The organism is Cellvibrio sp. PSBB006 (assembly GCF_002162135.1).
Taxonomy (GTDB): domain Bacteria; phylum Pseudomonadota; class Gammaproteobacteria; order Pseudomonadales; family Cellvibrionaceae; genus Cellvibrio.
Genome location: NZ_CP021382.1, coordinates 3883032 through 3897189, shown reverse-complemented (window position 1 = coordinate 3897189; position 14158 = coordinate 3883032). Strand labels below are relative to the sequence as shown.

The 14158-nt window shown below is 54.2% G+C and carries 9 protein-coding genes; 2 read left to right on the top strand and 7 right to left on the bottom strand.

Translation table 11 applies throughout. From position 1 onward, the window contains the following. Nucleotides 1-79: 79 nt before the first annotated feature. The 7 genes from CBR65_RS16240 to glnE form a co-directional block, all read right to left on the bottom strand. Nucleotides 80-1207 carry a glycosyltransferase family 4 protein gene (locus CBR65_RS16240; RefSeq protein WP_087467825.1) on the bottom strand — a complete coding sequence of 376 codons (1128 nt, stop codon included), beginning with the start codon at nucleotides 1205-1207 and terminating at the stop codon, nucleotides 80-82. Then, nucleotides 1192-2361, bottom strand: a complete 1170-nt coding sequence (locus tag CBR65_RS16235) for an O-antigen ligase (protein ID WP_157672113.1) — start codon at nucleotides 2359-2361, stop codon at nucleotides 1192-1194. Before CBR65_RS16235 ends, CBR65_RS16240 begins: the two co-directional genes overlap by 16 nt. A gap of 29 nt (nucleotides 2362-2390) precedes the next feature. Further along, nucleotides 2391-3533 carry a glycosyltransferase family 4 protein gene (locus CBR65_RS16230; RefSeq protein ID WP_087467823.1) on the bottom strand — a complete coding sequence of 381 codons (1143 nt, stop codon included), beginning with the start codon at nucleotides 3531-3533 and terminating at the stop codon, nucleotides 2391-2393. Then, the gene (gene rfaP, locus CBR65_RS16225) at nucleotides 3533-4381 is read right to left on the bottom strand and encodes a lipopolysaccharide core heptose(I) kinase RfaP (protein ID WP_087467822.1); all 849 of its coding nucleotides are present in this window, start codon (nucleotides 4379-4381) and stop codon (nucleotides 3533-3535) included. Before rfaP ends, CBR65_RS16230 begins: the two co-directional genes overlap by 1 nt. 40 nt (nucleotides 4382-4421) lie before the next feature. Next, nucleotides 4422-5486: a lipopolysaccharide heptosyltransferase II gene (gene waaF, locus CBR65_RS16220; RefSeq protein ID WP_087467821.1), complete on the bottom strand. Its 1065-nt coding sequence runs from the start codon at nucleotides 5484-5486 to the stop codon at nucleotides 4422-4424. A 70-nt stretch (nucleotides 5487-5556) separates the two neighbouring features. Next, on the bottom strand, nucleotides 5557-6486 hold the full coding sequence (locus CBR65_RS16215; RefSeq protein ID WP_087467820.1) for a branched-chain amino acid transaminase: 930 nt from the start codon (nucleotides 6484-6486) through the stop codon (nucleotides 5557-5559). Between the two features lie 106 nt (nucleotides 6487-6592). Further along, on the bottom strand, nucleotides 6593-9574 hold the full coding sequence (gene glnE, locus CBR65_RS16210) for a bifunctional [glutamate--ammonia ligase]-adenylyl-L-tyrosine phosphorylase/[glutamate--ammonia-ligase] adenylyltransferase (RefSeq protein ID WP_087467819.1): 2982 nt from the start codon (nucleotides 9572-9574) through the stop codon (nucleotides 6593-6595). A 292-nt stretch (nucleotides 9575-9866) separates the two neighbouring features. Here glnE and CBR65_RS16205 point away from each other — a divergent pair, with 292 nt between their 5' ends. Both CBR65_RS16205 and CBR65_RS16200 read left to right on the top strand, forming a co-directional pair. Continuing rightward, nucleotides 9867-12581 carry a TonB-dependent receptor gene (locus CBR65_RS16205; RefSeq protein WP_087467818.1) on the top strand — a complete coding sequence of 905 codons (2715 nt, stop codon included), beginning with the start codon at nucleotides 9867-9869 and terminating at the stop codon, nucleotides 12579-12581. Between the two features lie 426 nt (nucleotides 12582-13007). Further along, nucleotides 13008-14156 (top strand): arabinogalactan endo-1,4-beta-galactosidase, encoded by a 1149-nt coding sequence (locus CBR65_RS16200; protein ID WP_087467817.1) that lies wholly within the window; start codon nucleotides 13008-13010, stop codon nucleotides 14154-14156. Nucleotides 14157-14158 lie beyond the last annotated feature (2 nt).

The window sequence follows — 14158 nt, the reverse complement described above, 5'->3', positions numbered from 1 at the left end:
TCTACTCGCCCGTCGTGATATTGTGTGTAAGAAATTGTAGCTTCTGAGCATTGACCAACAGGCATATTCTCGCTTGGTTTTATTCAATACCTGATAGTTTCTGCTCGACCAATGCGCGGTAAGCCGAACGGAACTGCTCTATAGCGTAATGCTCCTGCACGCGATGATAATGTTGGAGGCCTTTTGTCTCGCGCGCTTGCAGTGGCATTTCATAATAATCTTTCATCGCTGCACTCATCGCTGCTACATCAGCGGTATCGACAGTAATACCGCAACCGTTGACGATACTGGTCAACGGCTCAACCTTATTCACCAACGCTGGCAGACCAAGGGCCATAGCTTCAAGTAAGGCGATGCCGAAACCTTCCGACTCCGAAGGAAACACAAACACATCCAGTGCGCGAATAAAACGCATCGCCTGAGGCACATAACCGGCTAAAAAAACCTTGCCTTGCAAATGGTGTTGCGCGATGTATTCATCCAGTACCGGGCGAAGCTCGCCATCACCAATAATGACCAGAAATACATCGTTTCGCTCACCGCAAAACTGGTGAAATGCTTTCAGCATCTCCAGGTGACGTTTGCCTTTAACACAACGCCCGACCGTCCCGAACAGAAATCCGCCGGCGGGGAGGTGCAGTGCCGCACGCGCCGCGCTTGCATCCATGGCCTGAGCAGCAATCGCCTTGACATCAACGGCGTTATTAATGGCCGAGGTGTTATGTTCATAGAGGCCGCATCGGGCATTAATCAGATACCGGCGTACCGGTTCGGATACGCCCACCATATGCCAGCGTTTATCCAGCGACAGCCGCATCATCCAGCGGCGACCGAATCGATCAAACTCGCCAAAGGCATGAATGATACCAATACACAACCTGGCCGATACCGAGCGGCGCAATTGCATCAACAAATGCACCGGCTTGTACATATTGGCGATGATGACATCAAAGTGGTGGCTCTCCAGAAACGGGCGCACCTTCTTCATCGCCTTAAGGCGCAAGCCTTTGTAATCCGTTTTATCCAACCCCAGAAAGACGCACCGATGAGCCAGGGCATCTGCCGCCGTAGGTTCACCGGTCTCAAGGTAAACCAGCGTGACCTGGTAGCGCTCCGGGGGAAAGGCATTCACCAACTCGGCAGTGAGGTAGGAAATACTCTCAATATGCCGGGTTTGCAAGATCATAATGTTTATCTTGTCGGACATCGGCGGCGACTCATGACCACGGCGGCCAGTAATCCGGCGGGAACCCAATACATCAGCCACTGCGCGTCAGGGCGCGTTAACAAGCTGGAACCATTGGTAAATAAACACAGGCTGCCGTAGGCCAGCCAGAGGTACAACGGCAGGATATCCCTGTCGCGACTGAAACTGCGCGCGAGCAATACCCAATGCCACAGGGCCAATAGCAAGCCAATCAAGCCGGTATAGTAAAGGATGTCAATCCACGAATTATGTGCGTGATGAAACACATCCACATCGGGGATGATGATGCGCGAATCCCGTTCCAGACCCAGGCCGAACAACGGCCGTTCGAGGGAGCGGTCCAGCAATTCCACCCAGATAGCATCGCGAAATGAAAAAGAAATGCCCCGCTTTTCCAGCACATCGTCCATATTGGTCAGGACAAATAAAGCCAGAATACCGACAAGCGCCAAGGTCACTTGCGGAACCCAGATAAGTGGGCGAGGACGGACAATCAACAAGCCGGCGAAACACACCAGTATCAATGCCATGGCCGCCCCGCGACTTTGGGACATCAAGATAACCAGTGCACAAATCATGGCACCGATAAAAAATACGGGGGAAAATTTCCAGTTTTCTGCCTGCAAGGATTTAAGGTAAGCAAGCAAGGCAGCCACGCCAAAGATCTGGGCCACGATAGTGGAGTTTTCAGCCAGCCCAAAACCCGAGAGACGCGCCGCAATGGAATAATTTTTATAGGCGTAGAAAAAATAAACGGTGACCAGTGAACACACCACACCGATGCAAATAACAACCAGATAAAGTCGTTGCAGGTTGACCGGACGGTGATAAAAAAGCCAGGCCACACCGCACAACCAGAACGCCAGAAACAGCCACTGCTTGAAGAAAAAATCGACATCCGATGCCCGGCCCCAGAGGGACGACAGCACACAGTAAGCGGCAAAAACCAGCGCCGATATGGTGAAGTAACCACCGTACTCTTCACTCCGCCATTTGCGCCAGGGCAAGACCAACAGAAAAGGCAGCAGCAAAAATAGATAAAACACCGCGCGTAAGGGCGCGGGCCCCGAGGCCCAGAAAAACGCGGATAAAAACAGGTAAATCCCGATAGCCGCCCAGCCAAGACAAAAGGTCTCTCTGCGGGCCCATTTCATTGCGCGTAGTCGCATAGTTATTCTCTAACTCATCCCGCCTGCGTCGGTGCCGATTTGCCCGATCCCAATTGTTCAATAAAATCCACGGCGTTATCCATCATTGAAAATATGTCGTTACTGTCGATAAAGTCCCGCGCCCGCTGCCGCCATAGCTGTGGATCGCATGCCGCCACCTCGGCCACCACTGCAGCCAATTGCTGATCAGCCATGGCTGCCGTTATCACGCGCCCCTGTTGCTGTTGGGCCACATAATGCGCATAACCACAGACATCCGTTGTGATAACCGGCAAGCCGGCCACCATCGCCTCCAGCAATACAGCGCCAGCCGCCTCGCTATGGGCCGGATGCAGGAAGACATCGGCAGACCATAAGAGTTGCGCAATGTCATCGCGTGCTCCCAGGACCTTCAACTGTTTACTGACGCCCAAGGTCTGCGCCAAATTGATAAACGCTTTGGGATCATCATCGCCCGCCACCCATAATTGGGCACGCTGGCGTAACGCTTCCGGCAAGTCCGCCAGTGCGCGGATGCTACGCGCCAAGCCTTTGCGCCGAAAATCCGAGCCGACCATCAACATCAAAAACGTGTCAGGCGATAAGCCAAAGGTCGCCCGCCATTGTTGACGCTGCGCGGCATAATCGGCAGGCATGACCCGGTCGCGCTTGATACCGGGTGGCAACAAATGCAGCCGTTCATCAGGCGTTTGATAATAACGTTGAAACGGAGCGACCTGCGCAGGAGATATCAGGAGTATCTGTGTCTTGCTGGTCGGCGCAAAAACCGCTCGCTCCAGAGCCAGGTAATGCCGGCTCCGACCACTCAGTCGATACAACCAACCGCGCTCTTCATAGGCCTTCTGCGCAAAACACACATCGGCGGCGTAATACACATCAAGACCGGGCATTTTATTGAAACCGATCACCAGGTCCAGCGTTTCTTGCGCGCGCAATGCCTGAAACTGCTGCGCAAATGCGCGGGCGCGACCGTGGTTGGTCAAGGCGCGGGCGGGCACAATCACGACAGGAATATCATCTGGTTGATCGCCAACCCAACGTTGGGTGTAAATCGTCACCTGATGGCCGCGCGCTACGCAGGCCCGTGCCATGGCGAGCATGTCTCGCTCCAGGCCGCCATAAGGGAAATAATGGAACAGGGTAAACGCCAGACGCATCACGCTTTACCTCGTCGCTGCATCAGTCGTTGCTCGCGCGCATATAACCCTTGTGCACGCTGTTCGATTTCACTCAATAGGGCTTTGCGCTGTTCAATGATGTGCCTTAAAGACTCACCAAAATACAGCCGTAAGAAACGGCATATGTCCCGACTGTTAACGCCGAGATCCATCGCCGAAAAATACAAGCTACCGAGATCTTTAACCAGCCAGCGGCGCGGGACGCTTGAACGCAACTGGGCCCGGTGCAGATCGACCAAGTAGAGCACCGGCTCCCCATGTCCCTGACGCCAGGATTCCATGGATCGGCAATCCAGCAGGAAATGGCACAGATAAAAGTCGCGATGATTGATGCCGCCGGCATGAAGCGCGCGCGCGATGTTGGCGACCTGCTGCAAGAGCACCAACTTCTCTGTGAAGCCCAGCGCACCCGCCTGTAAACGCTCCAGGAGATAGTGATCAAGCTGGACCGTGCCGGTCAATTCACGGGTGACAATAAACGATAAACGGGTCGCCGGATTCGTATTCTGTTCGCCGTAAGCAACCGGCGTAAGGCTGGACACATCAAGCTCAGCCAGTTTGTTCAGGGCCAGCCACTCATTGCGCGCACCGATCACCGGCAACCGCAAACGCACCAGATTCTTGAAGATCTCACCCCAACCGACGCCGGTATGGAGTTTACGGTAATAGGCCTGGCCATTCAGCTCAAAGCGCAGGGTTTGTCGACCCGGCGCCACACGCGCCACGTCGCCACGCAATTGCTGCACCTCGGCGAAGACATCCTTGCCTTGCCACAAGGTTTGCAATTCGTCGCGCAAAATCAGCACGTGATGGGTGTTATCTGACATCGCGATCCTGCAGGTTGATAGGTCACGGGACATTGATAAGTCATGGGTCTGTCACCACAGCCACTGCTGCTGTGGGCGCAACATCCTGTAAGGCTTCCAACACGGTGGAAGGCGATAAATCCTTGAGACAACGATGATGCTGTTTCGGGCATTCCCGCTCAAAACAGGGAGAACATTCAATAGCAATGGAGACAACCCTTACGTGCTCCGACAATGGTGGCGTAAACGCTGGCGAGGTGGAGCCGTAGATCACCACCAGAGGCCGGCTTAAGGCAGCAGCGATATGCATCAAACCGGAATCATTGCTCACCACAGCATCGGCCATCGCCATCAGATCAATGGCTTCATCCAGTTGCGTCGTGCCCGCCAGGTTGTAGCAATGCACCTGCTGCGCTTCGTCCAACTGATCGCGAATTGCTTCGGTCACGCTGTTGTCTTTGGCAGACCCCAGCAACCACACCTGCCAACCCTGACGGATTTTGTGGTCGGCGACGTGGGCGTAGTAAGTCTCGGGCCAACGCTTGGAAGGGCCATATTCCGCGCCGGGGCAGAGTATCAACACCGGCCGGTCGCGCCGCAATGCAAATTTTGTGAGTAATTGTGGCTGGCGCGCCGGATCAATTAACAGCTCAGGATAAGGAAAGGTTTCAGGTAGGGTGGCGTGGGCGGGATAACCCAAGGCCAGGTAGCGTTGCACCATCAACGGGTAGCGGCGCTTGTCCAACAGGCGGATATCGTTAAGCAGACCGTAACGCATCTCACCGCGCCAGCCGGTACGCAAGGGAATGCCGGCGAAAGCGGGTATCAGCGCCGATTTAAAGGAGTTGGGTAAAACGATTGCCTGCTGATAATTGCTTTGCGCGAGAAATTTGCCCAAGCGGTAACGCACTCCCAACTCGATCTTGCCGTGCCCCAGTGGCATGTCGATGGTGTTGTCCACTTCCGGCATGCGCGCCAGCAACGGCAAGGTCCAGGGTGAGGCAAGGACATCAATCCGGGTGTCGGGTTTGCGCTGTTTGATGACCTTGAACAGCGACTGCGCCATCATCATGTCGCCAATCCAGGCGGGGCCGATGATCAGTATCTTGCTGGGGGATGAGGACATAACGGACTCTGGATACCAAAAAAGAGTCTACCGCTGCTGCGAAGGCGTTCACGCCTCCACAGCACGACAGCTAGCCGGCAATCGGCGCCAGCCAATTACCGTGGTCAGCCAGTTCACCGCGCACCGCTTTGAAGTACAGATCCTGCAAGCGCGTGGTCACCGGACCGCGACGACCTTCACCGATCTGACGGCCATCCAGCTCACGAATCGGCAACACTTCCGCCGCCGTACCGGTAAAGAACGCTTCATCGGCGATATACACTTCGTCGCGGGTAATCCGTTTTTCGCGTATTTCATAACCGCAATCCGCCGCCAACTGGAAGATGGTGTTGCGGGTAATACCGTCGAGGCAGGAGGTCAACTCCGGAGTGTAGATCACACCGTCGCGCACCAGGAAAAAGTTTTCGCCACTGCCTTCCGCCACGTAACCTTCATTGTCCAGCAACAAGGCTTCTTCGCAACCGCTGTCCAGCGCTTCCTGCAAGGCCAGCAAAGAATTGATGTAGTGACCGTTGGCTTTCGCCTTACACATGGAGATGTTGACGTGGTGGCGGGTGTAGCTGGAGGTGCGCACTTTAATACCCAGGTCGCGAGCCTCGGGCGACATGTATGAAGGCCAGTGCCAGGCGGCAACGATGACGTGAACTTTAAGATTGTCCGCGCGCAGCCCCATGCCTTCCGACCCATAAAATGCCATGGGACGCAGGTAGGCTTCACTGAGATTATTTTCACGCACCACCTGCTTGTGGGCTTCGTTGATCTGCTCTTTGGCGAATGGCATCTTCATGCGCATGATGTGCGCTGAACGGAACAGGCGATCCGTGTGCTCTTTCAGGCGGAAGATACAGGTACCGCGACTATCGCTTTTATAGGCACGCACCCCTTCAAAGACGCCCATGCCGTAGTGCAGGGTATGGGTGAGTACGTGAACCTTGGCATCACGCCAGGGGACCAGCTCGCCGTCCAGCCAAATAACGCCGTCGCGATCGGCAAATGACATAGCCAACTCCTAAAAAATTAACAAAACCAATAAAGAAAAACGCCATCGCCAACACCGGGTGGATGGGCTGGCGCTGGCGATAATTAAATTCAGTGAACCTTGCGATTTATTGGCCGGAGGGATCATCGAGCAGCTGTTGCCACACGCGACCCACCAACTGACGCTCGGTAACAAACATGGGTTCACCTTCACCCTGTTTGCTGTGCAGTACCGCCTCCTGACGTTGTAGCGCGAGGCGGTGCCCGGTGGACCGGTAAGCCTTGTAGGCGTCGATCAAGTGGGCGACGGATTCGGCGTCCAGTAGACCGGCCTCCTCCAGTGCTCCGAGTATGCGAATGTTATCCGTGTACTTGGCGAGCGAGGGCTCTTTCCAAGCCCAGGCTAAAACGGCGTATTGAACCATAAATTCAATATCGACGATACCACCGGCATCCTGCTTGAGATTAAAAACCTGCTCGTTTTGCGCGTTATTTTTACCGCTGCCTAATTGCTCGCGCATTTTCAGGCGCATGTTGCGCACCTCCTCGCGCAACGCAGGTAATTCGCGTTGCTGACATAGGACTTTCAGGCGCACGGCTTCAAAGGCTTTTGCCAACTCCGTACTGCCTGCGGTAACGCGTGCGCGCACCAGTGCCTGATGTTCCCAGGTCCAGGCTTCGTTGAGCTGATATTTCTCAAACGCTGCCAGCGACGTCACCAGCAACCCGGAATTACCGGAAGGTCGCAAGCGCATATCCACTTCATATAATTTGCCGGAGATGGTGGACGTATTGAGGATATGAATAATCTTTTGCCCGAGGCGCGTGTAGAAAGTGAGATTATCAATGGATTTTTCACCATCGGTCGCGAGGTTGGCGGGGGTGTTATGGATAAACACCAGATCCAGATCCGAACCGTGAGCCAACTCAATGCCACCCAACTTGCCGTAGCCGACGATAATGAAATCCGGTTCTTCATCGACCCGACCATCCTCATGCGTCGGGCGCCCGTGCCGTCCGACCATTTGCTGCCAGGCCAGCTCCAGCACATGCTCCAGGATGACTTCAGCAATATAAGTCAGGTAATCACTGACCTTCATCAGGGGTAATGCACCGGTGACTTCACTGGCTGCGACGCGCAGGGCGTGGGCTGAACGGAAGTAGCGCAGGGTCTCCATATGACCTTCCAGATCATCCCAACTCAGGCGCAGCACTTCCCGGCGCAGATCATCGCGCAGCGCATCTTTATCCGGTGGCGCATAGAGGCTTTCGGGCGTGAGCAGTTCATCCAGCAAGGCCGGATGACGGCTTAACTGATCCGCAATCCAGGGGCTGACTGAACAGAGTTTTACAAGTTGGTGCAAGGCGGTGGGGTTTTCGACCAGCAGCACCAGATAGGCGCTGCGTCGGGCGATGGATTCCACCAACGGCAGGATACGGCTTAACGTTTCGGTCATGCCGGCATCACCATTGGCGGCCTGACGACTCAGTACCGACAAGAGTCGCGGCATAAAACTGTCCAGCCGCGTCCGACTGCTGGCCTGCATGCTCAAAACGGCGCGACTTTCCCGGGACTGCTGAAGCAATTGCAACAGTTGCTCGGGCGCATCACAACCCTGGGCGGCCAAAAAGCGCTGGGCTTCGTCGCCGGTCAAGGTGCCATCCCATAATCCGATCCAGGGCTCCGCTCCTTTGGTCGAGGCGCTCTGGTTGTCTTCCGGCGCGGCAATCACTGCGCGGAATTCTTCGTTGACGCGGGTGCGATGAGCATCAAGCGCTTCAAAAAAAGCACCCCAGGACTCATACCCCATTACCCAGGCAAGCCGCAATTTGCCCAATTCATCACTGGGTAAGGATTGGGTTTGCCGATCCTGGAATGACTGAATAGCGTGTTCGGTGTTGCGCAGAAATTCGTAGGCTGACAAGAGGGCGGAACCCGCACCGGGCGGCAGATAATTTTCCCGTTCCAGAAACGGCAGCATCTTGCACACCTGGCGTTCGCGGAGGCGCGCGTCGCGACCACCACGAATCAATTGAAATGCCTGCACCACGAACTCCACTTCGCGGATGCCACCTTCGCCCAACTTCACATCCAGATTCATGCCTTTGCGCTGCACTTGCCGGTGGATCAGGCTTTTCATGTCGCGCAGCGCTTCGATCACGCTGAAGTCGATGTACTGGCGGTAGGTGAAGGGCAACAGCAATTCCATCAAGGCCGACACGGCCTGATCTGCCTGCTCGCCACCTTCGGCGGCAACGGCCCGCGCCTTGACCATGGCGTAACGTTCCCAGTCGCGCCCCTGCGTCTGGTAGTAATCCTCCATCGCATCAAAATTCAAGGTCAGTGCGCCACTTTGCCCGTGGGGGCGCAACCGCATGTCAACGCGGAATACAAAACCATCGGCCGTTTGCAGGTCGAGACTTTTGATGACTCGCTGACCGAGCTTGACGAAGAATTCCTGATTACTGATCTGACGCTGTTCGTTGGTGGTATGACCCGCCTCGGGATAAGTAAATATCAGGTCGATATCCGAAGAAACATTCAGCTCATAAGCACCCAACTTACCCATGCCCAACACGATAAACGGTTGCGCCAAGCCGGAATCTTTACCCATCGGCACGCCGTGCTGAACGACCAATTGACGGTAGTGAAAGGCGGCCGCTTGCTGGATTGCCGTATCGGCAAAACGGGACAGCTCGGCGGTGGTTTCTTCCATGCTCGCCATGCGGTTCAGGTCGCGCCAGATAATGCGCACCATGGCTTTGTGGCGATGACGCCGCAGGGTTTTATCCAGCTCTGCATCGGTCTGGCAGGCACCGGCAGCCGCCACAAGATCGACGTAACCCCGCTCCTTTAGCGGCACAAAGAGTTCGCCGTTGGCAATCAGATCGTGCAGGAGTTGCGGGTGCTGGATACAGGTTTTGGCCAGGTACTCACTACCCACAAAGGCGCGGGTTAATTGTTGAGCGAAGTCTTCAGCTGACACCTGATCATTCAGCACGCGCCTGAGCAGCGGCAAGTGGTGCTGCGTGGTGGCCTGCTCAAACTGTTGCCAAAAACGTGTGCCGGCTTCATGCAGCGGCGCGGGCAACCGCGAAAGATCTAGCATAAACATTCATCCGTTGAGTCTTATTGATTTTTGTCCGCATCAGCGGCATTGCGAAAGGGGCGCAACTGGAGGCCATAAAAACAAAACAAAGCTGCCACGGCGAGGCGCTAAACCAGTGATTAGGCCCTCAACGTCAAGAATAGCCGCGCCACGTGAAAGAATAACATTCATGCTAACCGGGTGTCGGGGGATTTTCCCTTCACCAACCACCGGCAAGGTGTTGACAAACGACAAGAATTCGTGCGAAATATCATTTATATTATAAATAATTTAATAAGAAGAGACTTACACCATGAAACACAGCACTGTCATACATCGTTTGACTCATGCCGCCTTATTGTTGGCCCTGGGCACCTCCAGCAGCTTTGGTTGGGCGCAGACCGCCAACAATGATGAAAAAATCGAAGAGATTGTCATCACCGGCAAATTCCTGCGCAGCCTGCAATCGGCCATGGAACAGAAACGCAACTCCGCCAGCATGATCGAGGCGATTGCCGCCGAAGATATTGGTCAGTTGCCGGATGTGTCCATCTCCGATTCACTCAACCGCCTGCCGGGCCTGGCTCAGGACCGCGACCGCGGCAACGGCAGCCAGATCTCCATTCGCGGTATGGGTGGTCTGCTCGGGCTGACCACGCTCAATGGGCGCGAAGTCGCCACCGTTGAGGAAGACCGCAATATCCGCTACGACCAGTTCCCCTCGGAGCTGATCAACGCCGCGCAGGTGTATAAAACACCCCAGGCCCATTTGCCGGAGGGCGGTTTGTCCGGCACGGTAAACCTGGAAACCATCAAACCCCTGGATTTTGATTCACGGCAGATGTCGGTGGATGTGCGCGGCTCCTTTTACGACCTGGGCGGCGATATTGATGACGCCGCCAATGATGGCTGGGGCCATCGTTTCAGTGTCTCCTACATCGATCAATTCCTGGATGACACCCTCGGCGTTGCTCTGGGCTACGCAGGTCGCTCGCAACCGATTGCCACCCAGCGTTCGGAATTGTGGAACTACGGCGATACCTGGCACAACACCCAGTGGAATGATGCCCTTGGAACCAATGTGAATGCGCCCTGGGGCGGCTCCGCGCTGATACGCGGTGGCGAAGATCGTCGGCACGGCGTGATGGGCGCGATCCAATGGCAGCCCAACGACAACCTGGAGATTGCCTACGACGGCTTCTGGTCCACATTCGACATCGACGAAACCCAACGCGGTTTTGATTTTCAGATCGCCAATACTTACACCGATCAATGGCTGTTGATCGATACCACCCCCACCGCCTATACCAATCCGGAACTGGGTGAGGGCGCGCTGGATCTGCTATCGGGTACTGTTCCGCTCAGCTCATTGCGTAACCTCAACGAAGAGTTCGCCCAGGAAGATACCCTGATCAGCCACGGCCTAAATGTTGAGTGGCGGCAGGACGCGTGGACGTTTGAAGGTGACCTCTCCTACTCCAAAACCGAACGGGATCGCCGCTGGGCGAGTATCCGCACTACGCACGCCGCACCCGGCTACGCCACCTTCGGCGCAACCGGAGACAAGCGTATGTGGCTGAGCCTGGACACAGCCGACCTGACCGATCCGGCGCAAAACAGCGTGAGCGAAATTGAAGTGCGCCCGGCTGCTGATGGCGGTGATGAAATCACCGCGTTCCAATTGGATGTCACCCGTGAACTCGACGCGGGTCTGCTCACTGCTGTGCGTTTCGGTGCTTCCGTTTCGCAGCGGGAAAAATTCCTGAATGCGCAAAATTGGTTGCAATACGTCACCGACAACAGCGGCACGCCCATTCCTGAGGAATTTATCCTCGACGCGAAGAGCGACAGCTACTGGAACGACCTGCCGGACTACCTCACTTTTGACCGCAACGCTGTAATCGATTATTACTTCGGCGGCCTGGCCAATCCGGATGTGGGTGATGCCGATGACCTGCTATCCAGTTGGGATGTGAGTGAAGACATCTCCGCACAATATGTGCAGTTGGATTTTGCTACCGAAATCTTTGCATTGCCGTTGACCGGGAATGTCGGCGTGCGCGCTGCACAGACCGAAACCACCTCCAGCGGTTACCAGCAAGGCCCGAATGTGTGGGTGGAAACATCACCCGGTGTATGGGAAGAAATGGCCGGTGAAGTCGAAGCGGTTGCCATTGTTCACGATTACGATGAAGTACTGCCAAGCCTCAATATGACGCTGGCGGTGACCGATGAGCAGCAAGTCCGTTTCGGCGTAGCAAAAACCATCGCGCGCGCGCCAGTGGATTTAATGAGCCCGAGTTTAAATTTGAATGATGACTTGTTCGGCGCAAACCCGGGTGAGTCTTCATCGGGCAATCCAAAACTCGATCCTTTCCGCGCGACCCAGGTGGATCTGGGTTACGAATGGTATTTCAACGATGAGTCCTCCGTAGCGGCAACGGTTTATTACAAGGACCTGGATACCTTCATCGCACGCGCGGCGGATGCGGAGCAAATTGTTTACAACGGCACTACCTACAATGTGTCACGCCCGATCAACGGCGAAGGCGGTTACATTCGTGGTTATGAGGTGTTATATCAACAAGCGTTCAGCTTTTTGCCGGAGCCGTTTAATGGTTTGGGTGTTTATGCTAACTACGCGTTTACGGAATCCAACGTTGAGCAGTTCGTGCCTTTGTATTCCACCAAATCTGCGCTGACTGGTTTGTCTGAGCATGTGGGCAACCTGACCTTGTGGTATTACAAGGATGGTTTTGAAGCGCGCACGTCTTACAGTTATCGCAGCGAGTTTCAGCGCGATATTAATGCGGTGCAGGGTGAGGAGGGGATTAATGATAGCGAAGGCTATGTTGATCTGAGTTTGTCTTATGAAATGGATGATCATTACAAGTTTTACTTCCAGGTACAGAACCTGACGAACGAGCCTTATCGTGTGTATGGTTTGGAGTCGAATAATCCGAATCATGTGAATAAGTATGAGGAGTTTGGGCGTCGTTATATGGTTGGGGTGAGTTGGAAGTTGTAATACTTTATCTGAGCTTTGTACTTTGCAATCCGTTTGTCATTAGGGGGTGGGTTTCGAAAACGCATGACAAATTGGCAGGAAAGCCAATTTGCACAGCGAAGCTGCCCGTAGGGTGAGCCACAAGGATGTGGCGAATGCATCTTCCCTGTAGCTCCCTCAATTCATCCCTGAATTGAGGGTTTCGAAACCCACCCCCTAACGCCAAACTCGCATTGTGTAAGCATCGAATTTGTCAGTGTTCTATGCAACTAATTTGAAATCAACGATTTCATAACAGGGTTTGGCACGGTATATCTGCGGGTGTCGTAATGGCTTCTGAGACCGTCACCGGCAAGGATGCCGGTGCCGAGCCTACAGGGACGTACTTGCGGCGTGTCTCAGAAGCCATTGCGGCACCCGCCGCACTGCTCAACCAGACTAACTTCTATGAAACCAATAAAATATTCCTTTTTAAGCTTTGTCTTTTGTTTCGCATTTCTTGCATTCAAATCATATGCAGAAACCTTTTACCTCGGCGCCGATCTATCCTATGTCAATGAAATGGAAGATTGCGGTGCGGTGTATCGTGATAAAGGCAAACCGCACGATCCGTTTGAACTCTTTGCACGAAAAGGTGCAAACCTGATTCGCGTGCGCTTATGGCACAACCCGGATTGGACCCGGTATTCAACACTAGCTGACGCCACCAAAACTATCCGCCGCGCGAAGCAACAAGGGCTGCCGGTGCTGCTGGATTTTCATTACTCCGACAATTGGGCCGATCCCGAGCGGCAGGAGATTCCCAAGGCCTGGAGCAATATTCAGGATACCAAAATGCTTGGCAAAGCACTGTATGACTATACCTTTGCCACACTGCAATCTTTGGCAGAAAAAAATCTGTTGCCGGAGATGGTGCAAGTCGGTAACGAAACCAATGCGGAGATTTTGCAGCCTGAAGGAAAAACCGATCACGAGAATATCAATTGGCCGCGCAATGCATATTTGTTGAACCAAGGCATAAAAGCCGTGCGGGACTTTTCAGCGGTGCAGGGTAAAAAAATTCTCATCGTCTTGCATATCGCGCAACCGGAAAATGCGTTGCGCTGGTTCCCGCAAGCGCAGCAACATGGCGTGACCGACTACGACATCATCGGTTTATCCTATTATCCCCAGTGGTCGGAATACACTATCCAGCAATTGCCCGATGCTATTCAGTCTTTGAAGAAAACTTTTGATAAAGACATTTTAATTGTCGAAACCGCTTATCCCTGGACGCTGAAAAATTTTGACAAAGCGGGTAATGTACTCGGCGAGAAAGCTGTGTTACCTGAATTCAAACCCACGCCCGAGGGTCAACTGCTTTATTTGCTGGGCCTTGCTCAAACGGTTAAATCGGCCGGCGGGCTGGGTGTTATTTATTGGGAACCCGCCTGGGTTAGCACACAATGTAAAACCCGTTGGGGTACCGGCTCTCACTGGGAGAACGCGAGTTTTTTTCATGCCGGCAAGAAAAACTCCACCTTACCGGCATTTTTATTTTTCTCCGCCGATTATCAAAAAACCGAGACCATTACATCCGATAAAAAGGACAACTGATT